22 protein-coding genes are annotated in these 24,525 nt (G+C 68.7%); 12 read left to right on the forward strand and 10 right to left on the reverse strand.

Annotation, left to right across the window (positions count from 1 at the left end; translation table 11 throughout):
* Positions 1–15 precede the first annotated feature (15 nt).
* Genes ACLBX9_RS05485 through ACLBX9_RS05505 form a run of 5 tightly spaced genes read left to right on the forward strand, consistent with a single transcriptional unit; the run spans position 16 to position 4,425 of the window.
* Entirely contained in the window at positions 16–1,098 is a 1,083-nt protein-coding gene (locus ACLBX9_RS05485; protein ID WP_447718202.1) for an acyl-CoA dehydrogenase family protein, read from the forward strand.
* A gap of 1 nt (position 1,099) precedes the next feature.
* The gene (locus ACLBX9_RS05490) at positions 1,100–2,248 is read left to right on the forward strand and encodes an acyl-CoA dehydrogenase family protein (protein WP_447718203.1); all 1,149 of its coding nucleotides are present in this window, start codon (positions 1,100–1,102) and stop codon (positions 2,246–2,248) included.
* A 40-nt stretch (positions 2,249–2,288) separates the two neighbouring features.
* Positions 2,289–3,089 carry a crotonase/enoyl-CoA hydratase family protein gene (locus tag ACLBX9_RS05495; RefSeq protein WP_447718204.1) on the forward strand — a complete coding sequence of 267 codons (801 nt, stop codon included), beginning with the start codon at positions 2,289–2,291 and terminating at the stop codon, positions 3,087–3,089.
* Between the two features lie 2 nt (positions 3,090–3,091).
* Positions 3,092–3,556, forward strand: coding sequence for a MaoC family dehydratase (locus ACLBX9_RS05500; RefSeq protein WP_447718205.1), 465 nt, complete (start codon positions 3,092–3,094; stop codon positions 3,554–3,556).
* On the forward strand, positions 3,553–4,425 hold the full coding sequence (locus ACLBX9_RS05505) for an HpcH/HpaI aldolase/citrate lyase family protein (RefSeq protein ID WP_447718206.1): 873 nt from the start codon (positions 3,553–3,555) through the stop codon (positions 4,423–4,425). Before ACLBX9_RS05500 ends, ACLBX9_RS05505 begins: the two co-directional genes overlap by 4 nt.
* Before the next feature lie 9 nt (positions 4,426–4,434).
* Here ACLBX9_RS05505 and ACLBX9_RS05510 read toward each other — a convergent pair whose 3' ends face one another.
* The 3 genes from ACLBX9_RS05510 to ACLBX9_RS05520 are packed head-to-tail and all read right to left on the reverse strand — an operon-like array spanning position 4,435 to position 7,889.
* A complete protein-coding gene (locus ACLBX9_RS05510) occupies positions 4,435–5,199 on the reverse strand; it encodes a 3-hydroxyacyl-CoA dehydrogenase (RefSeq protein ID WP_447718207.1) in 765 nt (254 codons plus the stop codon).
* Between the two features lie 6 nt (positions 5,200–5,205).
* Positions 5,206–6,744 (reverse strand): class I adenylate-forming enzyme family protein, encoded by a 1,539-nt coding sequence (locus ACLBX9_RS05515; RefSeq protein WP_447718208.1) that lies wholly within the window; start codon positions 6,742–6,744, stop codon positions 5,206–5,208.
* Positions 6,741–7,889: an acyl-CoA dehydrogenase family protein gene (locus ACLBX9_RS05520; RefSeq protein ID WP_010683962.1), complete on the reverse strand. Its 1,149-nt coding sequence runs from the start codon at positions 7,887–7,889 to the stop codon at positions 6,741–6,743. Before ACLBX9_RS05520 ends, ACLBX9_RS05515 begins: the two co-directional genes overlap by 4 nt.
* 104 nt (positions 7,890–7,993) lie before the next feature.
* On the opposite strand from ACLBX9_RS05520, the gene ACLBX9_RS05525 reads away from it, so the two are divergent.
* Positions 7,994–8,761 carry an IclR family transcriptional regulator gene (locus tag ACLBX9_RS05525; RefSeq protein WP_447718209.1) on the forward strand — a complete coding sequence of 256 codons (768 nt, stop codon included), beginning with the start codon at positions 7,994–7,996 and terminating at the stop codon, positions 8,759–8,761.
* 26 nt (positions 8,762–8,787) lie between these two features.
* Here ACLBX9_RS05525 and ACLBX9_RS05530 read toward each other — a convergent pair whose 3' ends face one another.
* Entirely contained in the window at positions 8,788–10,086 is a 1,299-nt protein-coding gene (locus ACLBX9_RS05530) for an MFS transporter (RefSeq protein WP_447718210.1), read from the reverse strand.
* Between the two features lie 51 nt (positions 10,087–10,137).
* Positions 10,138–10,863 (reverse strand): enoyl-CoA hydratase/isomerase family protein, encoded by a 726-nt coding sequence (locus tag ACLBX9_RS05535; protein WP_447718211.1) that lies wholly within the window; start codon positions 10,861–10,863, stop codon positions 10,138–10,140.
* 131 nt (positions 10,864–10,994) lie between these two features.
* Here ACLBX9_RS05535 and ACLBX9_RS05540 point away from each other — a divergent pair, with 131 nt between their 5' ends.
* The 6 genes from ACLBX9_RS05540 to ACLBX9_RS05565 all read left to right on the forward strand — a co-directional run bounded on the left by ACLBX9_RS05540 (position 10,995) and on the right by ACLBX9_RS05565 (position 16,523).
* Complete coding sequence (locus ACLBX9_RS05540) at positions 10,995–11,486, forward strand: acyl dehydratase (RefSeq protein ID WP_447718212.1); 492 nt, start codon at positions 10,995–10,997, stop codon at positions 11,484–11,486.
* Positions 11,486–12,763 (forward strand): CaiB/BaiF CoA transferase family protein, encoded by a 1,278-nt coding sequence (locus ACLBX9_RS05545; protein WP_010683967.1) that lies wholly within the window; start codon positions 11,486–11,488, stop codon positions 12,761–12,763. The genes ACLBX9_RS05540 and ACLBX9_RS05545 overlap by 1 nt, the downstream gene beginning before the upstream one ends.
* Positions 12,764–12,813: 50 nt before the next feature.
* Positions 12,814–14,001, forward strand: a complete 1,188-nt coding sequence (locus ACLBX9_RS05550; protein WP_447718213.1) for an acetyl-CoA C-acyltransferase — start codon at positions 12,814–12,816, stop codon at positions 13,999–14,001.
* Positions 14,002–14,095: 94 nt separating this feature from the next.
* Positions 14,096–15,463, forward strand: a complete 1,368-nt coding sequence (locus tag ACLBX9_RS05555) for an MFS transporter (protein ID WP_447718214.1) — start codon at positions 14,096–14,098, stop codon at positions 15,461–15,463.
* Between the two features lie 28 nt (positions 15,464–15,491).
* Positions 15,492–15,677, forward strand: coding sequence for a hypothetical protein (locus ACLBX9_RS05560; protein WP_447718215.1), 186 nt, complete (start codon positions 15,492–15,494; stop codon positions 15,675–15,677).
* Positions 15,678–15,830: 153 nt separating this feature from the next.
* On the forward strand, positions 15,831–16,523 hold the full coding sequence (locus ACLBX9_RS05565) for a nitroreductase (RefSeq protein WP_447718216.1): 693 nt from the start codon (positions 15,831–15,833) through the stop codon (positions 16,521–16,523).
* A gap of 515 nt (positions 16,524–17,038) precedes the next feature.
* Here ACLBX9_RS05565 and ACLBX9_RS05570 read toward each other — a convergent pair.
* From ACLBX9_RS05570 to ACLBX9_RS05590, 5 genes are all read right to left on the reverse strand, one after another.
* Complete coding sequence (locus ACLBX9_RS05570; RefSeq protein ID WP_010683972.1) at positions 17,039–17,275, reverse strand: hypothetical protein; 237 nt, start codon at positions 17,273–17,275, stop codon at positions 17,039–17,041.
* 121 nt (positions 17,276–17,396) lie between these two features.
* Positions 17,397–19,184 carry a tetratricopeptide repeat protein gene (locus ACLBX9_RS05575; protein WP_447718217.1) on the reverse strand — a complete coding sequence of 596 codons (1,788 nt, stop codon included), beginning with the start codon at positions 19,182–19,184 and terminating at the stop codon, positions 17,397–17,399.
* Positions 19,185–19,215: 31 nt separating this feature from the next.
* The gene (locus ACLBX9_RS05580) at positions 19,216–20,484 is read right to left on the reverse strand and encodes an HlyD family type I secretion periplasmic adaptor subunit (protein WP_010683974.1); all 1,269 of its coding nucleotides are present in this window, start codon (positions 20,482–20,484) and stop codon (positions 19,216–19,218) included.
* A gap of 235 nt (positions 20,485–20,719) precedes the next feature.
* The gene (locus tag ACLBX9_RS05585; protein ID WP_447718218.1) at positions 20,720–22,924 is read right to left on the reverse strand and encodes a peptidase domain-containing ABC transporter; all 2,205 of its coding nucleotides are present in this window, start codon (positions 22,922–22,924) and stop codon (positions 20,720–20,722) included.
* An 879-nt stretch (positions 22,925–23,803) separates the two neighbouring features.
* Positions 23,804–24,525: hypothetical protein (locus tag ACLBX9_RS05590; protein ID WP_447718219.1), on the reverse strand; the 722-nt coding region annotated here is incomplete at its 5' end.

Consider the following 24,525-nt stretch of genomic DNA (forward strand, 5'->3'; position numbering starts at 1 on the left):
CGAAGGGACACGCGCATGGACGACCTGTTCGACATCCTCGCCGCGACGACGACCCGCCTTTACGCCGCCCTCTTCCCGGCGGATCGCATCGGCGGCGCGACCGGCTGGAGCGAGGCGGCGTGGCGCGCCCTCGACGAGACCGGCCTGCCCCTCGCGCTCGTGCCCGAGGCGAAGGGCGGGGCAGGCCTCGAACCGGCCGCCGCCCTCGGACTCGTGCGGGTCGCGAGCCGGTCCGTCGGGACGCTTCCCCTCGGGGAGACGATGGTGGCGAACTGGCTGCTGGCCGAGGCGGATCTGCCGCCCTCCGAGGGGCCGGCATCGCTGGCGGCTCCGCGCGCAGGATTCGCGGCTCGACGATCCGGCGACGGGGGTGAATGGACGCTCGCCGGCACCGTCGCCGGCGTGCCCTGGGGATGCACCGCAGAGACGCTTGTCCTGCTCCTGGCGCACGAGGGCGAAACCTGGGCCGCCCGGGTTCCGCGATCCGGCTGGTCGGTGGCCGAGGACCGCAAGCGCGCGGACCTCCCGCGCGCCGATCTGACCCTGCGTGCCGGGCTCCCGGCGAGCGCTGTGCGTCCCCTCCCCGCTTCATGGGATGCGGAGCGCCTGCGCGCGACCGGAGCGGCGCTGCGGGTCCAGGAGATGGCCGGCGCGCTGGAGAGCATCCTCGACCTCACGGTTCGCTATGCCAACGAGCGCGTGCAGTTCGGGAAGCCGATCGGCAAGCAGCAGGCGGTCCAGCAGCAGATCGCCGTCCTCGCGGGCCAGGCGGCAGCGGCGGGTGCGGCCGCCGCGCTGGCGGCGGACGCCCTCGGCCTGCCCGACGGCACCGCGACGATCGCGGCGGCCAAGGTTCGGGCCGGGGAAGCGGCGGGGATCGGAGCCGCCATCGCCCACCAGGTCCACGGGGCCATCGGCATCACCGCGGAGCATCCCCTGCACGTCTTCACCAAGCGCCTGTGGGCGTGGCGGGACGAGTTCGGGTCGGAGCGGGTCTGGAGCCTGTACCTCGGCCGTCTCGCCCTCGCCGCCGGAGCTGATGGGTTCTGGTCCTTCGTCACGGATGTCGGCGCGCGGACGCCGGCGGAGGCCGTCTGACATGGAGCGTTTCAGCTTTCCCGACGCGCCGCCCTCGCTTGAGGCGGAGCAGCTGCGCGCTGAGATCCGCGCCTTCCTGCGCGACGAACTCAAGGACATGCCGGCCGAGGCCCGCACCGGCTCGTGGACCGGGTTCGACGCCGGCTTCAGCCGCCGGATGGGCGAGCGGGGCTGGATCGGCATGACTTGGCCGAGGGCCTATGGCGGCCGGGAGCGTTCCGCCCTCGAACGCTACGTGGTGCTGGAGGAGATGCTGGCGGCCGGCGCGCCGGTCGCCGCCCACTGGATCGCGGATCGCCAGACCGGGCCGCTCATCCTGCGCTTCGGGACGGAGGCGCAGCGCGCGACCTACCTCCCCCGGATCGCGGCGGGCGCGTGCTTCGCCTGCATCGGCATGAGCGAGCCGGATTCCGGCTCGGACCTCGCGGCCGTGCGCACCCGAGCCGAGCCGGTGCCCGGCGGTTTCAGGGTCAACGGAACGAAGCTCTGGACGACCTACGCGCACGAATCGCACGTCATGGTCCTGTTCTGCCGGACCGACCCGAAGGCGCAGAGGCACGAGGGCACGAGCCAGCTTCTCATCGACCTGCGCGACACGCCAGGCGTCACGATCCGGCCGATCATCGACCTGCAGGGCGCGCACCATTTCAACGAGGTCGTCTTCGAGAACGCGTTCGTGCCGGAGGCCAACCTGATCGGCCGCCTCGGCGAGGGATGGAAGCAGGTCACCGCCGAACTGGCGAACGAGCGCAGCGGCCCCGAGCGCTTCCTGTCCTCCATGACGCTCCTCGTGGAGCTGATCCGGCTGCTCGGCCGGGCGCCGGGCGACGAGGCCGCCGTCGCCGTCGGGAGGCTCACCGCCCACCTGATCGTCCTCCGCCGCCTGTCGCGCGGGGTCGCCCGCCTGCTTCAGGACGGGGCGGACCCGGCGCTCCAGGCCGCCATCGTCAAGGATCTCGGCAGCGTCTTCGAGCAGGCGATCCCCGATGTGGCCCGCGCCCTCGTCGCCCTCGACCCGGACGAGCCGGCGACGCGCCGGTTCGGCGAGGTCCTCGCCCGCACGGTGATGAGCGTCCCGTCCTTCTCCCTCCGGGGCGGCGCCCGGGAGATCCTTCGCGGCATCATCGCCAGGGGGCTCGGCCTCCGGTGACCGGAGACGCCGCCCGCACCTCATTTCCCAAGGGACCAACATGACCGACCCCATCCTGTACGAAGCCGCGGAGGGAATCGTCACGCTGACGATCAACCGTCCCGAGCAGCGCAATCCGATCTCCGATCCGGAGGTTGTGGAAGCCGTCCTCGCCGCCCTGGACCGCCTCGACACCGACCGGGAGGCGCGGGTCGCCGTGCTGACCGGCGCCGGCTCGGTCTTCTCCAGCGGCGGCAACATCAAGACCATGGGCGAGGCCGGCGGCCTAAGCGACTCCCTCCCCGCCCGCACGCGCCTCAATTACAAGCAGGGTATCCAGCGCATTCCCCTCGCGTTCGAGCGCCTGGAAGTCCCGGTCATCGCGGCGGTAAACGGCCCGGCGGTCGGGGCCGGCTGCGATCTCGCCTGCATGTGCGACATCCGCATCGCCTCCGAGGCGGCGTGGTTCGCGGAGAACTTCGTCACCCTGGGCCTGATGCCGGGCGATGGCGGGGCGTGGCTGCTGCCGCGCGTGGTGGGCTTCTCGAAGGCGTGCGAGATGGCGCTCACGGGCGAGCGGGTCGCGGCGGCCGACGCCCTCGCCTGCGGGCTCGTCTCGCGGGTGGTCCCGGCCGACCGGCTCCTCGAGGAGGCGCGCGGCCTCGCCCGGCGGATCGCGGCGAACCCGCCCCATGCCGTGCGCATGACCAAGCGGCTCCTCTGGGCCGGGCGCTCGGGGCGGCTCGACCAGCATCTGGAGACGGCCGCCGCCATGCAGGCCCTCGCCCATGCCACCGCCGACCACCGGGAGGCCGTGGCGGCCTTCCTGGACAAGCGCGCGCCGACCTTCGTGGGGGCGTGAGGATGCCGGGGCTGTTCCTCGAAGATTTCACCGACGGACTGGTGATCGACGCCGAATGGCGGCGCACGGTCACCGAGGCCGACAACGTCCTGTTCTGCGGCATGACGATGAACGTCGCCCGGGTCCATCTCGATGCCGACCACATGGCCGGTAGCGAGTTCGGCAGGCCCCTGGTCAACTCGCTCTACACGCTCGGCCTGATGATCGGCATGAGCGTGCACAACACCACCTTCGACACGACCGTGGCCAATCTCGGCATGACCGACGTGACGTTTCCCCGCCCGGTCTTCGTGGGCGACACCCTGTCCGTGCGCACCACCGTCCTGGGAAGCCGGGAGAGCCGGTCGCGGCCGGATGCGGGGATCGTCACCTTCCGCCACGAGGCATTCAACCAGCGGGGCGAGACCGTTGCCCTCTGCACCCGCTCGGCGTTGATGCGCCTCCGCCCCGTGGAGGCACGGCCATGAAGCTGCGGACGCTCCTGTTCGCCCCCGGCGATTCCCCCCGCAAGATCGCCAAGGCTCTGGCTGCGGGGGCTGACGGCACGATCCTGGATCTCGAGGACTCGGTCGGGGCGGCGGGCAAGGACGCCGCCCGCGATCTCGTGGCTGCGACGCTCGCCGGCCTCGACCGCGACGATGTCCTGATCCGGATCAACGCGCGGACGACCCCCTGGCATCTCGCCGACCTCGCGGCGGCGGTGAAGGCGCGGCCGGCCGCGATCGTCCTGCCGAAATGCGCCGGTCCGGCGGATCTGTCGATCCTCGATCACCAGATCTCGGCGCTGGAGGTTGCTTACGGCCTGCCGCAGGGGAGGATCGCGATCCTGCCTCTGGTGACGGAGACCGCAGCGTCGATCCACGGGCTCGACTATCGCGGCGTGTCCTCCCGCCTGGTGGCCCTGGCCTTCGGTGCCGAGGATATCGCCGGCGACCTCGGCGTTGCGCCGCGGAACGGGGCGGGCCTCTATTCGGCGCCGGTGATGCAGGCCAGGGCGATGACGCTGCTCGCGGCCACAGCCGCGGGCGTCCCTGCCATCGATACCCCGTTCACCGATCCCCGGGACGCAGCTGGGCTCGACCGCGAAGCCCGCGCGGCTGCCGAGGACGGCTTCTCGGGCAAGTTCTGCATCCACCCGGACCAGATCGATCCGGTGCGGCGAGCCTTCACGCCGGGGCCGGAGCGGATCGCCTGGGCGCAAGCGGTGCGCGACGCCTTCGCGGCGTCGCCCGACGCGGGCGTGCTCACCCTGGACGGGCGCATGATCGAGGCCATGCACCTGCGGCTGGCCCACAAGATCCTCGCTCAGGCGGATGCCGGGGACGATTCTGCCTAAGTGCCGCCGTCAGCGCGGCGGCATGCGCAGGGCGCCGTCGAGGCGGATCACCTCGCCGTTGAGCATCGGGTTCTCGCAGATGTGCTTCACCAGCGCCGCGTATTCGGACGGACTGCCGAGGCGCGGCGGGAAGGGCACGGTCTTCCCGAGGCTCTCCTGCACATCCGCCGGCAGGCCCGCCATCATCGGCGTCTCGAAGATGCCCGGCGCGATCGTGACAACGCGGATGCCGTGGCGGGCGAGTTCGCGGGCCACCGGCAGGGTCAGTGCGGCGACGCCGCCCTTCGAGGCGGCATAGGCCGCCTGCCCGATCTGCCCGTCGAAGGCGGCGATGGAGGCGGTGTTGACGATCACGCCGCGCTGGCCGTCCGCCTGCGGCTCCTCCCGCGAGATGGCATCGGCGGCGAGCCGGATCATGTTGAAGGTGCCGACGAGATTGATCGCGATCGCCCGGGCGAAGCTGTCGAGCCGGTGAGGGCCGTCGCGGCCGACGACCTTCTCGCCGGGGGCGACGCCGGCGCAGTTCACCAGGCCGTGGAGGTGGCCGAACGCATCGAGGGCGAGGCGCACGGCGGCCTGCCCATCGGCCTCCTGGGTCACGTCGCACGGGGAGAAGCGCGCCGCCTCGCCGAGCTCCGCCGCGACCCGTTCGCCGGACTCGCGGCCGATATCGGCCAGCACCACGCGCCCGCCCTCGGAGACGAACATCCGCGCCACCGCGGCGCCCAGGCCGGACGCCGCCCCGGTCACGAGGAAGATGCGGTCCTTGATCATCGCGATTCACCGTGCGTCTGGGGCGAGCAGGTCCTCGACCTGGTCGTTGAGGTAGGTGAGCTTGTGGCGCTGGAGCTTCTCGGTCTCGGTCTTCGGCAGCGTGTCGAGGAACTCGACGTAGCGCGGGAGCATGAAGGCCGGAAGATGCGCGGCGAGATAGGCGCGGACGGCGCCGGCCTGGAGCGCCGCATCACCGGCGCGCACCACCGCGACCTTGATCTCCTCGCCCAGGATCGGATCCGCCACCGCGACCGCCGCGCAGTCCAGGACGCCCGGAAGCTTGAGCAGGCGGGTCTCAATCTCGGCGGGCGCGATCATCTCCCCGGCCCGGCGGATCAGCTCCTTCGAGCGGCCCTGGAACCACAGGTAGCCGTCGGCATCGAACCGGCCGAGGTCTCCGGTGTGGAACCAGAGGTTCCGGCACGCCTCGGCGAGCTTGTCCGGCTGGCGATAGTAGCCCGACAGGATCACGTCGGGCTCTCGGGGACGCACCACGATCTCCCCGGCCGCGTCGGGGCCGAGGATCCGGTCGTCGGCATCCACCACGCGCACCTCCATGTCCGGCCGGGTTTGGCCGCAGGATCCGTGGCGCGTGTGGGTGAGCGTGTTGGCGGTCACCCAGCCGCCGATCTCGGTCATGCCGTAGAGCTCGTGGACCTTGATGCCGAACCGCTCCTCGACCTCGTGCCACACGGAGAGCGGCGCGCCGCCGCCGAGGCAGAAGCGAAGGATGTGATCCCGCTGCGGCTTCGTGTGGCGGGCGGCGAGGATCGCCAGCACCGTTCCGACGAAGGTGAAGCCCGTGGCTCCGAACTTCGCCGCGTCCTCGAAGAACCGGCCCGCCGAGAACCGCTCCCGCAGGACCAGGGCCGAACCGACTTGGAGGGCCGACATCACCGCGTACATCTGCGGGTTCGCGTGGAACAGGGGCAAGACCACCATGCAGCGATCCGCAGGGGTGAGCCCCACCATCGCGACGGTGTGGCGCCCGGCAGCCAGATAGGCGGCATGGCTGTTCACGACGCCCTTCGGCGCCCCGGTCGTGCCCGACGTGTAGAGGATCGTCGCGGGCGCCGAGGCCGGACGTTCCGCCAGCGCCGTCGACAGGGGCCATCCGGCGGCCTCGGCCAGGAAAGCACCCTCGTTCCGGATCCGTAGGAGCGGCATGTCCGGCGTGGACTCGCCGAGGCCGGCGAAGGGACCGTCCAGGAACGCATCGTCCGCGATCAGCAGCCGGGCATCCGACTGGCGCAGGACGTAGGCCAGCCCGTCCCCGACGAGGGCGGGATTGATGGTCACCGCCACCGCGCCGGCGGCCATGATCCCGAACCATGCGACCAGATAGGCTGCCGAGTTGCCGGCGGCCAGGGCGACGTGATCACCGGATCGGATCCCCTCCCCGGCCAAGCGCCCGGCTGTGCGCAGGGCCGCTTCATGGATCGCCGCGTAGCCGTGGACGCCATCCTCCGTCACGGCGAAGGGCCGGTCGGGCGTTGCGGCGGCGTGCGCGGCGAGGAGGTCGGTGATCATCGCCGGCGCGGTCATGGCTGCACCGCCGGACCCAGATGCGAGAGGAGATACTTGCCGATGGTGTTGCGCAGGATCTCGGCGGAGCCCCCCGCGATCTCGTAGGCCTTGGCGTCGCGCAGGTAGCGGCCGAACGGCGCCGTCTCCATCGTGCCGTAGGCCCCGCAGATCTGCACCGCCTGGGAGGCGACCTGCGTCGCCACCGCGGCCGCCTTGAGCTTGGCCTCGCTGCCGTAGCGCTCCGTCTCGAGACCGTCGTCGAGGGCCCGTGCGGCCCGGTAGACGAGCAGCCGCGCGGCATCGATCTCGCTCAGCATGTCGGCGAAGTACCACTGGATGCCCTGGAACTCCGCGACCCGCTTGTCGAAGGCGCGGCGGTTGCCCGCGAAGGCAAGGGCACCGTCGAAGGCCGCCCGGGCGATGCCGATGCTGATGGCCGCCGCCAGGGTGCGCGAATAGTTCAGGGTGCCGACCGCTTGGCGGATGCCCTTGCCGTCGGTGCCGATGAGCGCGTGCTCCGGCAGCCGCACGCCGTCGAGGACGAGGTTCACGTGCGGCCCGTTGCGCAGGCCGAAGGTGGCCGAGTTGGTGCCGACATAGGTGGAGAGGCCCGGCGTGTCCCCCGGCACGGCGAAGGCCGAAATGCCCGCCTGGGTCTCGGCGAGGATGATGAAGAACTCTGCGCCCGACCCCGAGGTGATGAACGACTTCTCCCCCCGGATCGTCCAGCCCGCCCCCTCCCGCACGGCCTTGGTGTCGAGGCTGCGGATGTCGCTGCCGTGGCTCGCCTCCGTCAGGGCGTAGGAGGAGATCAGCCCCTCCGCGAAGCGCGGCAGGTACTCGATCTTCAGCCGGTCCGAGCCGAAGAGCTTGAGGATCGTCTGCGCCTGGAAGATCGTGATCAGCGAGATGCCGACCGCCGCGCTGGCGTAGGAGACTTCCTCGAAGATCGCCGCCGCGTGGCCGTATCCCAGGCCGCCGCCCCCGTAGCGCGGCTCCGTCGTCGCCGCGTTGTAGCCGGCCACCGCGAGCGCCTTCACGAGGCCCGTGGGGTAGACGTCCTCCCGGTCGATCGCGTCGGCCTCGGGGGCGATGTGCGCCGCTGCGAAGGCCCGAAGGCCTTCGACATAGGCGGGATCGATGCAGGGCTGCCACAAGCTCACGATGCGTCACCCCTCTGGAGCCTCGATCGACCGCCCGCCGCAAGGGCCGCGGCTATAATCGCCCATTTGATTTCGAAGATCGCATGGGTGATGAATCTCGGATCATGGCCAGACCGCGCAAGCCGAAGCCCGAGGGGTCCCAAGTCAAGTCCGCCACGCGGGTCTTGGACATCCTGGAATATTTCGACCGCATCGAGCGGCCCGCCACCGTGTCCGAGATTTCCCGCGCCCTGGAGATCCCCCAGTCGAGCACATCGATGCTCGTGGGATCCCTGATCGACCGAGGCTATCTCGCAGACACGGCCGATGGGCGTGCCGTCGTCCCGACCGCGCGCGTTCCGCTGCTGGGACGGTGGGTCCATGTCGGTGTCACCGACGGCCGTATCGCGCAGATGATGCACGATCTCAGCCTGCGGACGGGCGAGACGGTCCTGCTCGGCAACGCCACGGACATCGTTGCCACCTACATCGATGCCATTCCCGCCACCAAGCCGATGCGCCTGCACATCACCCGCGGCACCGTGCGCCCGCTCGCGACATCCGGCATGGGCGTGCTGCTCCTGTCGGGGATGAGCGACGCGGAGGTTGAGGCCCGGATCGCGCGGGTGAACCGGTTCCGCGAGGGACGCGACGAGCCGCTGGTCGAGCTCGCGGCCGTACGGGCCGAGATCGCCGCCGTACGGGCCCGCGGCTACGCCCTCTCGATGGATCGCGTGGTGGCGGGGGCCGGCATCGTCGGCATGCTGCTGCCCGACTCGGTGGCGGGCCAGCCGATCGGGCTCGGCCTCGGCGGGTTGTCCAGCACCATCGAGGCCCAGTCGGAATTCCTCGTCGCCGAACTGCGCGCGGCCATTGCGCGCCATCTCGGCTGACGGGCGCCGTTTCCGTCCCGTCACCGTCATGGCCGCGCCGGTGCTTGGTCGATGGCCTGCAGGTCGCGGCCCCTCGTCTCCGGGAGGCAGAGTGCGGCGACGAACATGACCCCGTAGGCGACGCCCGCGAACACCGCCATCGCGGTCGCGAGCGGCATGACCGACGAGAGGTAGCCGACCAGCGTCGGGGTCAGGGCACCGAGGCCGCGCCCGAAATTGTAGCCGAAGCCCTGGCCGGACCCGCGCAGGTGGGTCGGGAACAGCTCCGTCAGGAAGGCTCCGAGCCCGGAAAACGCCCCCGAGGCGAAGAAGCCGAGGGGGAAGCCGAGGACCAGCATCACCCCGTTCGAGATCGGCAGCTGCGTGTAGACCAGCACGATAGCGCAGGCGCCCACCGAGAAGGTCAGGAACAGGGGGCGCCGGCCGTAGCGGTCCGCGAACCACGCCCCGTACAGGTAACCCGCGAAGCTGCCGAGGATCAGGACGGTGAGATAGCCGGTCGAATTGATGACCGTGAGACCGCGTTCGACCTTGAGGTAGGTCGGCAGCCACGTGGTGATGGCGTAGTAGCCGCCCTGGACACCGGCCACCAGGATGGCCGCGAGCATCGTCGTACCGACGATGCCGGGGGCGAAGATGGCGAGCAGGCCGGGCTTGCGCCCATCCTCCTGCGCGCGCGCCGTCTCGGAGATGGCCGGCTCGGCCACGTTCCGGCGCACGTAGACGATGAGCAGGGCGGGGAAGATCCCGATCAGGAACATGGCGCGCCATGCGAGATCGGGCTCCAGGGCCGAGAACACCACGGCTTGCAGCAGCACCGCGCCGCCCCACCCGACCGCCCAGGCGGACTGGATGGTGCCGACCGCGCGGCCCCGGTATTGCGGCCGGATCGTCTCGCCCATCAGCACGGCGCCGGCCGCCCACTCGCCCCCGAAGCCGATGCCGACGAAGGCACGGGCGATGGTGAGCTGCGTGAAATCCTGCGCGAAGGCGCACAGGAAGGTGAAGACGGAGAACCACAGGACGGTGATCTGCAGCGTGCGCACCCGTCCGATCCGGTCGGACAGGTAGCCCGCGAGCCAGCCGCCGACGGCCGAGGCGAGGAGCGTCAGCGTCGTGGCGAAGCCCGCCCAGCTGCGGTCGACATGCCAAGACGCGATGATCGTCGAGAGCACGAGCGGGTAGATCATGAAGTCGACGCCGTCGAGCGCCCAGCCCGTGAAGCAGGCCCAGAAGGCGCGGCGCTCCGGCGGTGTCATGTCGCCGTAGAAGCTCGTGAGCTTGGTGTTCGCTATCGGAACACTGGGTACCGGCGCCGCATCCATCGCATCTGCTCCCTGGATCGCCCGCCGGGCGTCCTCAGACCGTCTGGGGTGTCAGGCCGAAGCCTGGTCGTGTGAGGCCGCGCGCAGCATCGCCTTCCAGGCGGTGATCGCGCTCTGGAAGCCCGGCTCCGTGAGCGCGCGCAGCCGCTCCTTGGTCAGGCGGGTGGCGATGGCCGGACGGGATCCGAGTTCCTCGGCGAGCGCCAGGGACTCGGGCAGGACGTCGGCCCGCGGCACGATCCGATCGAGGAGACCCAGCGACTTCGCCTCCTCGGCGGGCACGAGCCGGCCGGTCATCACCAGTTCGGCGGCCCTGGCGGGGCCGAGGCAGGCATGAAGGATCCATGGCCCCATGCTGCTGGGGATGCCGTTCTTCAGTTCTGGCTGGCCGACGCGCACGCCAGGATGCGCGACGCGCAGATCACACATCAGGGCCGCCTGGAATGACGAGCCGGCGGCCACGCCGTTCAGTGCCGCGATGAGCGGCTTTCCCAGGCCCCGCAACGCCCCGAAGAAGGCCGCCCACGCGTTGATCCAGGCATCGACCTCGGCATCGCCCGAGGGGCGTTTCTCACGCAGATCCTGTCCGGCTCCGAAGGCACGCTCGCCCGCGCCAGTGAGCACGACGGCCCTCACGGCCTCATCGCGGTCATAGACATGCAGCCCATCCGCGATCCGCCGACGCGTCGCCGCGTCCCAGGCGTTCATGGCCTCGGGCCGATCGAGGATGATGACGCCGGTCCCCCCACGCATCTCGAAGCGCACGCCCTCCGACAAGCCGTCCCTCCCGGAGCGTTCTACGACACCGTTTGATCACGTATGCGATGAATAAAATCGCATTGACGATTTTGTAGCGGAACGCGTAGGCTGAATGCAAGACGGCCGGGACGGATGATCGCGGAGGAAAGATGGAAGCCAGCCCTGCAATCCCGACCGTCGGTCTCGGACTGCCGTGGGAGGACACGCCGGTCGGCCTTCGCTTCAAGACGATCGGCCGGACCATCTTCGATGCCGACATCACGGCCTTCATCGGCGTCACCGGAATGGTCGAAGTCTTGTTCACGAATGCCGAATACCTGCGCGAGCGCTCGCTATACGAGGGGCGGCGGCTGGTGCCCGGCGCCCTCGTCTATTCCTTCGCCGAGGGTCTGCTGATGCAGTCGGTCGTGCAGGGCACCGGCCTCGCCTTCCTCGGCATGGAGCTGTCCGTCGAGGCCCCGACCTTCTCCGGCGATACGATCCACGTCGAATGCGAGGTTCTGGAGTCGCGGCCCTCGGCGAAGCCGGGGCGCGGCGTGGTCAAGACCCGCAACCGCATCGTCAATCAGCGGGGCGCCTGCATCATGGTCTACAGCCCGGCCCGGCTCGTGAAGGGCCGCGAGAGTCTCGGGGGCCTCTGATGGGTCCGCTCTCCGGCATCCGCATCGTCGACATGACGACGGTGATGATGGGCCCGTCGGCGACGCAGGCCCTCGCCGAGATGGGCGCGGACGTCATCAAGATCGAGGCGCCGGGGGGAGACGGGGTGCGCAACATCGCCCCCGGCCGCCATCCGGGGATGGGCGGCCTCTTCCTCAACAACAACGCGAACAAGCGCAGCCTTGCGGTGGACTTGAAGCGACCGGAGGGGCGTGCCGCCCTTCTGCGGCTCGCGGAGACGGCCGACGCGCTGGTCTACAACGTCCGCCCCGCCGCCATGGAGCGTCTCGGTCTCTCCTACGAGGCGGTCGCGACCGCGCGGGCCGACATCGTCTACCTCGGTATGTTCGGCTATGGACAGGACGGCCCCTACGCCGCTCGCCCGGCCTACGACGACCTGATCCAGGGCGCCGCGATGATCCCGGCGCTCGTCGCACGGGCCGGCGGCTGCGAGCCGCGCTACGTGCCCAATGCCATCGCCGACCGCATCGTCGGGCTCAGCGCCGTGAGCGCCCTGTGCGCCGCGCTCTTCCACCGGGCGCGCACGGGGCAGGGCCAGCGTATCGACGTGCCGATGTTCGAGACGATGACCGCCTTCGTGCTCGGCGACCACATGGCCGGCCGGACCTTCGACCCACCCCTCGACGGCGGTGGCTACGCCCGCCTCCTGGCCCGCGAGCGGCGCCCGTTCCGCACCCGCGACGGCTATCTCTGCGCCCTTCTCTACAACGACGCGCAGTGGCGGTCCTTCTACGCGGCGATCGGTCAGGCCGAGCGCTTCGAGGCCGACCCACGCCTCTCCACGATGGCCGCCCGAAGCGTTCACATCGCCGACCTGTACGCGGATTTAGCGGCGATCTTCGCCGGCCGCACAACGGCGGAGTGGGCGGTCCTCCTCGCCGAGGCCGACGTCCCGTTCGCGCCGATGCACGATTTCGAGACCATCTTCGAGGATCCGCATCTCCAGGCGATCGGCTTCTTCCGGACCGAAGAGCATCCCACCGAGGGGTGCGTGCGCCGGTTGCGGACCCCGAGCACCTGGAGCGAGACGCAACCGGTCCTCGACCGTCCGGCCCCCGCCTACGGCGAGCACAGCGCCGATGTCCTGAGGGAGGCGGGCCTGTCCGAGACGGACATCGCCGCGCTCATCGCCGATGGGATCGTCGCCGATGGGGCTGCGCGGCCGGTGACCGCCGTGGCCGCGGAGCCGGCCCGGTCCCGGCGCATGGACACGCTCAAGGCCGCCGATCCGGTGTGACGCCCCCGCCGCGGGATGGATCGGGAGCGGAACAGCAGGAGGAGGATGACATGACGGACGACCCCATCGCCATCGTCAGCTTCGCGCGCACGCCGATGGGCGGCTTCCTGGGCGATCTCTCCGGCGCGACGGCGCCGGAACTCGGATCGTCCGCGATCCGCTCCGCCGTCGAGCGGGCCGGAATCTCCGGCGAGGACATCGACGAGACCCTGTTCGGCTGCGTGCTGCCTGCCGGGCTCGGACAGGCGCCGGCCCGGCAGGCGGCGCTCGGGGCGGGGCTTCCCCGATCGGTCGGCTGTACCACCGTCAACAAGATGTGCGGCTCGGGGATGAAGGCCGTGATGATGGCCCATGATGGACTGCGGGCCGGTTCCACCCGGGTCGCCGTCGCGGGAGGCATGGAGAGCATGTCCAACGCTCCGTACCTGCTGGAGCGGGCACGGAGCGGCTACCGGATGGGCCACGGCCGCGTCGTGGACCACATGTTCCTCGACGGGCTGGAGGACGCCTACGATCCCGGCCGGCTGATGGGCACCTTCGCGGAGGATTGCGCCCAGACCTACCAGTTCACCCGCGAGGCCCAGGACACCTACGCGCTCGCCTCCCTCGACCGCGCGCAACGCGCGATGAGCGAGGGCGCGTTCTCCCGGGAGATCGTTCCGGTGACGGTGAAGGCGGGCAAAGGCCAGCGCGACGTTTCGGCCGACGAGCAGCCGCCCAAGGCCAGGCCCGACAAGATCCCCGCGCTGAGGCCGGCCTTCCGCGAGGGCGGCACGGTCACCGCCGCCAACAGCTCGTCGATCTCCGACGGCGCGGCGGCCCTGGTCCTGATGCGTCTGTCGGAGGCCGAGCGGCGCGGCCTCACGCCCGTCGCCGTCATTCGGGGGCACGCCTCCTTCGCCGATGCGCCGCACCTGTTCCCGACCGCGCCGGTCGGCGCCGTGCGGCGCCTCGTGGAGCGGACCGGCTGGTCGCTCGGCGAGGTCGACCTGTTCGAGATCAACGAGGCGTTTGCCGTCGTCGCCATGGCAGCCATGCGCGAACTCGACCTGCCGCACGACAAGGTCAACGTTCATGGCGGTGCCTGCGCCCTCGGACACCCGATCGGCGCCTCGGGCGCGCGGATCCTCGTCACCCTGCTCGCCGCCCTCGAACGCCGGGGACAGCGGCGCGGCATCGCGGGGATCTGCATCGGCGGCGGCGAGGCGACGGCCGTCGCCGTCGAGCGGCTGAGCTGAGACGACGGCCGTCGCCTCGCCGCGGAAGGTGGCGCATCGAACCGCACCGGACCGCCCACAAGAGGTGGCCGGCTGCACTGGGAGGAGGAAAGCCATGCAGCGGGTTGCCGCCGAAGGAGACCTCGAACGAACGGTCGCAGCAGAAGCGGGGCGCACCACGCGGTTCCGCTGGGTTCTGATGATCCTGGTCTTCGGGATCTACACCCTCGCCTCCGCCGACCGGGCGAATGTCGGCATCGTGCTGCCGTTCGTGAAAGCCGAGTTCGGCATGACCAACACCGAAGCCGGCGCGGTCATCAGCCTGTTCTTCGTGGGCTACTCCGTCGCGCAGATTCCCTCCGGCTTCCTCGTGCGGCGGTTCGGGGTGCGCAGCACCTTCCCGATCTTCATGCTGCTGACCTCCCTCTTCACGGGCCTTCTCGGCACGGCCGGCTCCGCCTTCGCCATGAAGGCCAATCGTCTCGCCCTCGGCCTCGCCGAGGCGCCCTTGCCGGTGGCCATCCTCTCCATGCTCAATCGGTGGTTCCCGCCGCAGGAGAAGGGGACGGCCGTGGGGATCTTCCTCGCCGCGGCGAAGTTCGGGCCTGTCCTCGTCCCACCGATCGGGGCCGTCATCATCACGACCTTCGGCTGGCCCTACGTCTTCTATTTCTGCGCCCTTCCGGGAATCGTGTTCTCGCTCCTCTGGTATGGGCTGGTCACCGACGATCCGGGGCGCAACCGGTTCGTGTCCGAGGGAGAGGCCAACCACATCCAGGCCGGCCAGCGCCCGGCCCCCGGCCCCGAGGCCGCCCCCGCAACTGCGGAACCGCGCTGGATCGGCCGCCTGGACCGGCTGGTGCGGGCGCGCGTCGTACGCCCGATCGCCACAGCCCGGGAGACCTTCGCGAGCCCGCACATCTGGGGCCTCGCGGCCGGATACTTCCTGATGAGCGGCATCATCACGGTGATCCTGTCGTGGCTGCCGACCTACCTGGTCACGGTCAAGCATTTCTCCATCATGAATGTCGGCTTCGTCTCATCGGCGCCCTTCGTCGGCGGGGTTCTCGGCAATCTCGTCGGCGGATGGTTCTCGGACCGGATCGTGGCCAAACGGCGCAAGCCGACGATCCTCATCAGCACCATCTCGACGGTGTTCATGATGTACGCCCTCGTTCACGCCCCGAACGATCCGCCGACGCTTGCAGCGCTCCTCATGCTGACCGGGTTCCTGTTGAACCTCGGCTATTCGGCCTTCACCGTCTATCCGGCCGGGCTGACGACGAAGGAGGCCTATCCCCTGGCCGTGTCCGTGGTGAACACCGGCGGTCAGGCCGGGGCCGCTCTCCTGCCGTTCGTCACGGGCGTGATCCTCGATCACTTCGATTGGGACCGCGTGTTCCTCTTCCTCGGCTCCGCCTCGCTGATCGCGCTGACCGTCATGCTAACGATCATCGACCCGGTCGAGCGGCGCGCCGGGTAGGCGGGCCGTCGGCGAAGGGATGAGCGACATGGCGGACCTGTTGGTCGCCGGTCATCCGGCACTGCCCGTCCTCCCGCAGGACAGGCGGCCTCTCGCCGAACCGCCGTCACCCCTTCCGGGCGACGCACTCGACCGTCTCGACCGGATGGTGGGTCTGCAGTGCGACGAGGGCTGCGGGACGCCCGTCGGCACCGTCCGCACACGCAAGACTTGATCGAGACCCGATCAAGACACGCGTCGGCAACGATCTCGGGATGGACGCGGTGATGATCCTGATGAAGCCTGGACATGTCCTCGTCGTCGATGGCGGAGCGACCTGCCACCCGGGGTCTGACCGTGGCCGGGCGAAGCGAAGGGTGAGCAGTCGATGGACGAGATCCCCGAAGGGTTCGACAGCGTCGCGGAGGCGATCGAGAGCCGCCGCAGCGTGCGCGGCTTCCTCGACAGGCCGGTCGATCCGGGGCTGATCGAGCGCCTGCTCGCCCTGGCGGGCCGGGCGCCGAGCGGCAGCAACATCCAGCCGTGGAAGCTGCACGTGCTGACCGGACCGGCCCTCGCCCGCCTCACCGAGGCCTTGACGGCGGCCCACTTCGCGGGCGAGCCGGAGGCGCGGGAATACGAGTACTACCCCACCCGCTGGCGCGAGCCTTATCTCGGACGCCGCCGCGAGATCGGATGGCGGCTCTACGAACTCGCCGGCGTCGCGCGGGGTGATCATGACGGATCGCTTCGCCAGCGCGGACGCAACTACACGTTCTTCGGTGCGCCGGTCGGCCTCGTCTTCACGATCGACAAGGATCTGGAACAGGGCAGCTGGCTCGATTACGGGATGTTCCTGCAGACCCTGATGATCGCGGCGCGCGGTGCCGGACTCGACACCTGCCCGCAGGCGGCCATCGCAAGCTATCCGGCCATCGTCCGGCGGGAGGTCGGCATCCAGGAGGATGAGATCATCGTGTGCGGGATGGCCCTGGGCCATGCCGACCCGGATGAGCCGACCAATGCCCTGCGCGCCGGACGCGCGGCAGTCTCAACCTACACGACGTTCCACGCAGAGTGAGGGTTGGAATCGGCCGGCTGACGTCCTCCAGGACCAGTGTTGCATCGGAACTGCACGGTCCGCCCGGCACGACGCCAGCACGCGCGAATTCGACGGGTCGCAAGCTGCGAGGGTGGTTTGTCTGGCTTGGACCGCTGACCTGCTTTAGGACCGGCGCCACGTCATCGACCGTGAGCGACGCGGGGCTTTGTCGGACGCTACGCCCACGGGATGCCCCCGCGCCGGCCCGTTCTTCATTTCGGCGGAGCCTGCGACGGATCCGACACCGAAGGACCAAGGAAAGCCGGGAACGATAGGCGACCTCGTCGTGGCCGCCACGGGTACGCCGCCCAGCCGGTGGCTGAGCGAGCCTCCCTTGCGACGACGGCTATGTGCTCGCCGCCGTTTCTACGCGGTGCCGGGCGTGCGCGTCGACCGGCCCGGTCACCCGCGACGCAGACCGGACCAGCTGCATGCTGACACGGACCACGTTCGGCTTTGCTGCGAACGCGGGAACGTCTCTCGGTCAGGGTCTGTCAGCGGGACGGCGGGTTATCGGTTACGTCGCGCACTTCCTCCGGCGCCAACCCGAGGTCTCGGATCTCGGCAGGCGAAAGTTCGCCGGTGGTTTCGATGCGATCCTCCGGCGGCGATCCATTCGCAGCCTGGTTGGCGAGAAAGAGCGCGCGGCGCGGATCCGGCTCTGCGATCGCATAAAGCTTCGGCGCGGTGGTATCGCCGGCCTTCGTGATTTTCACCATCCAACCGCTCATGGCGTTGCTCCGAGTTTCCTCCGCCCGAGCATGCCCCACAAGCAGGGTGCTAGACGCGATGGAAATGCATGTGAGGTACCGGTAGAGAGTAGGCCGCCACTTCAGCAATGTCAAAATACCGTTAAGCCGCAAAGAAAGTAGTTCCACCGTCGCCAGTTCTTTGGGACGCTGTTCGGTCTAGTTGTTCGAGTTCCACGGCCGCATCGCGAAGACCCTGCTCGCGCGCCGCCTTGAACCAACGTCGCGCCTCAACCTCATTCCTTGCGCCTGCGAGTCCGCGCGCAAGGTAGCGACCTACGGCAAGTTGCGCTTCCGCGTGTCCCGCCTCCGCTGCCGCCTGGAAAAGACTGAGCGCGCGCGGGAAGTCAGGCTCGCGTCCATATCCGCCGTCGAGCATGGCAGCGAGCGCGTAGATCGCGCCGATATGGCCGCTCTTGGCGGCACGCTCGAATTGATCGAACGCCTGGCCTCTGTCGACCGGACCGCCGCGGCCGTTGACCATCATCTCCCCCAACATCGCTTGCGCTTCCGGGACGCCAGCATCCGCGGCACGGGCGATCCAGGCGCGCCCTTCCACGGCATCGCCCGCGACGCCCCGGCCTTCGGCGAGCATCCGGCCATACCAGAACTGCGCGATCGGCATCTCCTCGGCCGCTTTCCGGAGCCAGAGGGCCGCTTGCGCCTCGTCGTGGCCACCGCCGATGCCGTGGGAGAGACAGATGCCGAAGTTGAAGGCCGCCGCCAGATTGCCCTGCTTGGCGCCGCGTTCGAACCAGTGCCGGGTCCGGACGTCATCGCCCGGCGCGCCCTCGCCGGCCAGGATCAGATTGCCGAGATCCACCTGGGACTTTTCATTGCCGAGGTCGGCCGCTTCGCGGAGCCAATGGGCAGCTGCTTCCGCGTCTTGGACGCCACTCATGCCGGCTTGATAGAGCTGGCTCAGGGTTCGTGCCGCACCGGCGTAACCAGCCTTCGCGGCCCGCTCCAGCCAGATCGAGGCCTCCGCGAAGTTCGGCGGTAAGTCTCCCCCTCTGGCGTGCAGGTGCCCGACGAGGGCGGCGGCATGTGCGTCCCCTGCCAAGCCTGCGCGTCTCAGCCAGGTCTCTCCGAGAAGCGGGTTCCTCTCGACCCCGTCGCCATTCAGAAGTGCAAGACCGAGGCTCGTCTGCGCGGCGACGATGCCCTCCTCCGCCGCGCGCGCGTACAACTCTGCTGCGCGCTCCGCGCTCTTTGAAACCCCGACGCCCGCATGCGTGAGCGCGCCGAGGAGAAACAAGGCATCGCCCAGACCGGCCGCCGCAGCCCGCTCAATCTCGGCGACGGCAAGTGTGTTATCGTCAGGCGTCTGCTTCCTGAGATGCAGCAGTCCGAGACCGAGATGCCCTTGCGGGCAGCCGGCTCTCGCCGAAGCGGTATACCAGCGCTCGCCCTCGACCTCGTCGCGCAGCGCTTCGGGACCGGCCGTAAGAATATAGCCGAGCAGTGCCTGCCCCTCCGGCGAGCCGTTCGCCGCGGCCCGCCGCGTCCACAGGAGCGCCGTAACAGGGTCGGCCTGTCTCCGCTCGTTGATTGGATCGGAAGCCAGCTCGTCCGTGAGCGAGGACCCTTGCTCCGCCATGCCGGCATCGCCGCGCATGCACAGCAATGCGAGCTTGAACTGGGCCTCCGCGTGCTCGCCCTCGGCGGCGGCGCTCATCCAGCGGACGGCTTCCTTCGTGCTGCGCGGGAGCCCTGTCCCATCGAGATAGCATTGCGCAAGGTGATACTGGGCTTCAGGCAAGCCGGCCTGAGCTGCCCGGCCGATCTGAGCAACGCCATCCTTTGCCTGGCCGCTCTCCAGCAGGTTGAGGCCGAGCCTCAGCCTTGCGGCTGGAGAGGCTGGAGCCAGAAATCGGTCGACGATCCTCATTCGCCTTACGCCTCTGCAGCAGGCCGATCGTTCACGGCTCGCGCATGCCCTCGAGGCCGACGGGTAGGATGCGGGCGAACAGATATCTCAGCATCGTACGTTCCCCGACCATCACGTCAGCGGTCACAGGCATGCCGGCCGACATGTGGAAGTTTGCCGGCAGCCCGTGCAACTTGATCGCGGTGAGTTCCACGCGTGCGCGAAACCAGACACCGTTGGCTGCCTGCCCGCCGACGCTGGCCCTCTGGGTCTCCTGCTGACCCGTGAAGCTGTCGGCACTCACGCTTTTCACCACACCTTCAGCCATCCCGTACTGCACGAACGGGAACGTGTCGAATTTCACGCTGACGCTCTGTCCGGGGTGAACGTAGCCGGCCTCTTCGGCAGCGATCCGCGTCTCGACCTCGAGCGGCGTGTTTCGGGGCACGAGCGTGATGAGCTGCTCACCGGACTGCAGGACAGAACCCACGGACACTTTCGCGACGTTCAGGACGATGGCGTCCTGCTCGGCGACCAAGTTCACCAGCTGCCGGCGGAGCGTCGCCTTCCTCAGGCCCTCCTGCGCATCGTTGAGGCTACGGCGCCGCAGCGTGATGTCCTGACTGATCTGCGACTTCCACTGCTGCGTGAAGGCGTCCCGCTCGGCAACCATCTGGTTCAGGTCGTTGCGTGCGCGCTCTGCGGACGCGGTGGCGTCCTTGAGATATCTCTGCATCTCGATGCGCTGATCCTGCGCCACGAGCCGGTTCATCTGGCTGCCCACTTGAAGGCGCTCCAGTTCCTTCCGCTTCGCTTCGAGGACGCTCGCGATGTCAGCGCGCTCGCCGTACGCTTTGGCGTCGAGTTCGGCGCGCGCGAGCTGTGTCTGCAGGCCGCTGATCTTCTGGTCGAAGCTCTCCAACTGGGATCGGTACTGCGCCTGACGCTGCCCGTAGAGCGCTACCTGGATCACGGTCGCGGCGTCGGTCGCGGTGGGCTGGAACGGCGAGCCATTGCTCTCCGCTGTCAGCCGATTGACCTCCGCCTGCAAGCTGGTGACTTGGTTCTCGAGGGCGCCCGCATCCGCGCCGGTGAAGGTCGGGTCCAGTTCGGCGAGAAGTTGCCCCGCGTGGACGGCCTGACCTTCGCGGACCTTGATCGAGCGAACGATCGACGTTTCGAGCGGCTGAAGGACGATCGTCGGGCTGGTCGAGACCATGCGCCCGGCCCCGCTGACGACGACGTCGACGGGGCACGTGGCCAGGATCGCGCCCGACGCGATTACCATCGTCAGAACCACGCGCAGCATGCTGCGGGCCACGGGACGAACCGGCGTCGCGAGGAGCGCAGCCGTAGGAGACTGAAACTCGAGAAGGACGGGACCGACGTCACCCTCCGCCGGCGGCAGCCGCCTGATTCGAAAATTGAACCAGCTCGCGAGAGGGTTACTCATCGATAGGCCTGCAACTCTGTCTGCTATGCGCGGAATACAACGCGAGGCCTCTCTTGCCCGACGCCACGATGGTCGGGTGGGACGAGCCCCCGCCGCCCTCCGGTCAACTCGCGTTCAGGAACATCTGGCTCGGACGCGCCACCTCGAGGTGCCGATTCTGTTGCTGCCAAAGCTGCTTGTAGATCGCGCAGCGCTCGACGAGGTCGTCGTGGGGACCGATATCGACGGCGCTGCCCTTATCGAGCACCAGGATCTGGTTGCAATCGAGCAGGGACGAGAGCCGGTGAGAGACGATGATCATGGTCCGACCGCTGGCGATGCGCTGAAGATTGGCGTTGACCAGCGCTTCGCTCTCGGGATCGAGCGCGCTGGTCGCCTCGTCCAGGATGAGCAGCTTCGGATCGGTGATGAGGGCACGCGCGATCGCGAGCCGCTGTCTTTGCCCGCCTGACAGGTTTGCGGATCCCTCTTCGATCCACGTCTCGTAGCCCCGGGGGAGCCGCTCGATGAATTCCTCGGCGCCCGCCATCCGAGCTGCGCGGATCACATCCTCGAACGTCAAGCCGGGACGGCCCGCGATGATGTTCTCGCGCACCGTCCCGCGGAACAGGAAGTTATCCTGCATCACCACGCCGAAGCTCCGACGCAGGTGCGTGAGATTGATCTCGCGCAGGTCAGTGCCATCGATCTTGAGGCGCCCCGTGTAGTCTCGGTTGATGCCCTGCAGAAGGCGGGCGATGGTGGACTTGCCGGATCCGCTGCGGCCGACGAGTCCCAACATGGTCCCGGCCGGCACGCTGAAGGAGACGTCGCGCAAGGCTGCGGACTGCGCGCCCGGATACCGGAAGCCGACCTCCTCGAAGGTGATCTGGCCTGCGAAGCTCGGGCGCAGACCAGTCCGCGTGGCTTGGGTCTCGGTCGGGTGGTTGAGCACTTCCGCGACCTGACCGACCGACATGCGGATCTCTTCGATGTCCTGCATCAGCTTGGCAAAACTGATCAGCGGGCTGGCGACGCGGCCGCCGAGCATCATGAAGGCGATCAAGCTGCCTGCGGTGATGCCGGTCGATCCGGGCGGCGCGAGGACCACGATATACGCTCCGCAGAGCAGGATCCCGCGGTCGATGAAACGCTCCAGCGGAAGGGACAGCGACTGCGCCCAGTTCACGATGCGGCCCGCGGCAAGCCGCGCCGTGCCGGATTCGGCGACCCGCTCGTCCCACTCACGCTTGCGCACATCCTCGATCGCGAGCGATTTGACCGTGCGCATCCCGTGAACGGTTTCGACCAGCGTACCACCCTTTTGAATTTCGGCCGCGATCAGGCGCCCGTAGCAGGCCCGAACAGCAGGCAGGAACGCCATCACCAGCCCACCCACGGCAGCGGATGAGATCAGAACCATCCACGCGAGCATGCCACTCATGTAAAATAGGAACGGTAGCAAAACGATGAGCGTCAGTAAGTCGAGGGCGGTCGATACGAGCTTTCCAGTAAAAAAATCTCGGATCTTGAAGACTTGTGAGACCTTATGCGTCGTTTCTCCGGTCGGGGAGCGCTCAAAAAACTCGATCGGCAACGCTAGAAGGCGGCGGAACACGTGGACGTTCAAGCGAGCATCGATCCGCGTCGACATGACCTCCACGATCTCGCGCCGCGCGTAGCTGATCAACGCCTCGTAGGCCGTCACCAGGACGAGCATGAGCGTGAGCAACGTGAGCGTCGAAACCGTCCGGTGAACAAGAACCCGGTCGAGGGCGGCCATCACCAGGAACGGCGGCAGAATCTGCAAAACGCTGACCGCCAGTGATGCAGTCATGATCTCGCGCAGGTTGCGCCGCTCGTGGAGGACGAGCTTGGCGAGCCAGCCGAGGGAGAAGTCGGCGTCGTCGTCCGTCGTTGTCCGCGAGCGGCGGATGAGCAGGACTTCGTTCGTCCAGACGCGCTGCAGGCGGAGTTCGTCGATCTCGATCCCGGCGCCAGGCGTGCCGGTCGGCCCCTCGACGAAGCAGACGCCTTTGTCGGGATTGCGCTGGGTGACGAGCGCGGCGTTCCCGTCATTCAGAAGCAGGATGATCGGCCCGACGTTCTCGAGCCGCATGAGCTGCGAGCCGCGCAGGCGCACCGCCTTGGCCCAGAGTCCGGCGCCAGCGGCCCATTCGGCCAGAGCGGCCGGACTGGGCAGCGCCCCCTGCGGGTCTATGGGGAAATCGCTCGGGTCGAGCTCGACGCCGTAATGGTGGGCGACGCGCACGACCGCCATGATGCGCGCCCGAGCCACGTCCGACATGACTTTTCCCGCGACGCTCAACCGGCAGACTCCTACTCAAACCTTGCGCCCAGCCGACGCCGTCTCAGTCGCGACGTGTCTCCGCGGAGCACTGGCTCCGCCTCATCAAGGATCCGCCGGTCTTGCGGCACCGCGTACCGATCCGCTCGCACGGGCGCCGACCGGGCAGAGACCCCGTCGGACGCGTTATACCCTTCGACCGCGCGGCGCCTATAGGCCACACGTTATATCTTTATTTACCTTTGTGATCCGGGGCAATCGAAGGCCCCGCCGCTCACGATCGAGTGCCTAATATCCCGGCCAGATAGCGAATCTTGCGATAGCCGGCTTCTGTTTCGCGGCCGCCGAAACTGATTAACAAAGTTATAACGTCCGGCATATGGCCGGCCAAGCCGCCTCAATCGTAAACCGATCGAGAATGGCCGAATCTCGGAATTTGCCGTCGGTCTAGAGGTCTACCCAGTTCACTTGCTCAGCCTTTTGGCTTTCGAGCGGGTGGCTCAGAAAAGGAAGCCGAGCTGTGGCTACGATCGGACCTAACACCACGACGGACGGCATCGTCTCGTTCACCGGAACAGTTAATACAGATACGCCACAGACAATTTATTTTTACGCAAAGGATACGTCGGGTAATTATTTCCTCTTAGGTAGCACTCAATCTGTCCCGCAAACTTTCCCCATTGGATCTGCATCGAATCCTCCTGGGTCATTCTCTTTCACAACGGCAGTACCCGCGGGGTCGTACAATTTCCAAGCTGTCGATTTCAGTGGTAGTAACAGCATTGCGGTAACCAATCTTATTACGACTTCGTCGAACGGACAGGTTACCTCAAACCAAACTCAGAACACAGGGAACGGAGGCACACGAGTCTCCTTCATCGATTCAGGCACGGTCATAGTTCAAGCTGGTCCGATCGGCGCGACCGGTCCCACGGGCGGAACTGGAGCGACCGGTGCTACCGGCTCCACTGGATCGACCGGCGCCACCGGAGCGACCGGCCGAACGGGTTCGACCGGCGCCACGGGTTCGACCGGCGCCACGGGTTCGACGGGTGCCACAGGTGAGACCGGCGCAACCGGCTCGACCGGCGCAACCGGCTCGACCGGCGCAACCGGCTCGACCGGCGCAACCGGCTCGACCGGCGCAACCGGCTCGACCGGCGCAACCGGCTCGACCGGTGCCACGGGCGAGACCGGCGCGACTGGCTCGACGGGTGCCACGGGTGAGACCGGCGCGACTGGCTCGACCGGTGCCACAGGTGAGACCGGCGCAACCGGCTCGACCGGCGCCACGGGCGAGACCGGCGCGACTGGCTCGACCGGTGCCACGGGTTCGACCGGCGCGACTGGCTCGACCGGTGCCACGGGTGAGACCGGCGCGACTGGCTCGACGGGTGCCACGGGTGAGACCGGCGCGACTGGCTCGACCGGTGCCACGGGTGAGACCGGCGCGACCGGCTCGACCGGTGCCACGGGTGAGACCGGAGCGACTGGCTCGACCGGTGCCACGGGTGAGACCGGCGCGACCGGCTCGACGGGTGCCACGGGTGAGACCGGCGCGACTGGCTCGACCGGTGCCACGGGTGAGACCGGCGCGACTGGCTCGACCGGTGCCACGGGTG

Source organism: Methylobacterium sp. A49B, assembly GCF_053346215.1.

Excerpts from the sequence above, each read along its gene's own strand:
- ACLBX9_RS05490 (WP_447718203.1), top strand. The coding sequence starts at position 1,100 with ATGGAGCGTTTCAGCTTTCCCGACGCGCCGCCCTCGCTTGAGGCGGAG.
- ACLBX9_RS05555 (WP_447718214.1), top strand. The coding sequence starts at position 14,096 with ATGCAGCGGGTTGCCGCCGAAGGAGACCTCGAACGAACGGTCGCAGCA.
- ACLBX9_RS05560 (WP_447718215.1), top strand. The coding sequence starts at position 15,492 with ATGGCGGACCTGTTGGTCGCCGGTCATCCGGCACTGCCCGTCCTCCCG.
- ACLBX9_RS05540 (WP_447718212.1), top strand. The coding sequence starts at position 10,995 with ATGGAAGCCAGCCCTGCAATCCCGACCGTCGGTCTCGGACTGCCGTGG.
- ACLBX9_RS05570 (WP_010683972.1), bottom strand. The coding sequence starts at position 17,275 with ATGAGCGGTTGGATGGTGAAAATCACGAAGGCCGGCGATACCACCGCG.
- ACLBX9_RS05575 (WP_447718217.1), bottom strand. The coding sequence starts at position 19,184 with ATGAGGATCGTCGACCGATTTCTGGCTCCAGCCTCTCCAGCCGCAAGG.
- ACLBX9_RS05530 (WP_447718210.1), bottom strand. The coding sequence starts at position 10,086 with ATGGATGCGGCGCCGGTACCCAGTGTTCCGATAGCGAACACCAAGCTC.
- ACLBX9_RS05495 (WP_447718204.1), top strand. The coding sequence starts at position 2,289 with ATGACCGACCCCATCCTGTACGAAGCCGCGGAGGGAATCGTCACGCTG.
- ACLBX9_RS05515 (WP_447718208.1), bottom strand. The coding sequence starts at position 6,744 with ATGACCGCGCCGGCGATGATCACCGACCTCCTCGCCGCGCACGCCGCC.
- ACLBX9_RS05565 (WP_447718216.1), top strand. The coding sequence starts at position 15,831 with ATGGACGAGATCCCCGAAGGGTTCGACAGCGTCGCGGAGGCGATCGAG.
- ACLBX9_RS05500 (WP_447718205.1), top strand. The coding sequence starts at position 3,092 with ATGCCGGGGCTGTTCCTCGAAGATTTCACCGACGGACTGGTGATCGAC.
- ACLBX9_RS05505 (WP_447718206.1), top strand. The coding sequence starts at position 3,553 with ATGAAGCTGCGGACGCTCCTGTTCGCCCCCGGCGATTCCCCCCGCAAG.
- ACLBX9_RS05510 (WP_447718207.1), bottom strand. The coding sequence starts at position 5,199 with ATGATCAAGGACCGCATCTTCCTCGTGACCGGGGCGGCGTCCGGCCTG.
- ACLBX9_RS05485 (WP_447718202.1), top strand. The coding sequence starts at position 16 with ATGGACGACCTGTTCGACATCCTCGCCGCGACGACGACCCGCCTTTAC.
- ACLBX9_RS05525 (WP_447718209.1), top strand. The coding sequence starts at position 7,994 with ATGGCCAGACCGCGCAAGCCGAAGCCCGAGGGGTCCCAAGTCAAGTCC.
- ACLBX9_RS05545 (WP_010683967.1), top strand. The coding sequence starts at position 11,486 with ATGGGTCCGCTCTCCGGCATCCGCATCGTCGACATGACGACGGTGATG.
- ACLBX9_RS05550 (WP_447718213.1), top strand. The coding sequence starts at position 12,814 with ATGACGGACGACCCCATCGCCATCGTCAGCTTCGCGCGCACGCCGATG.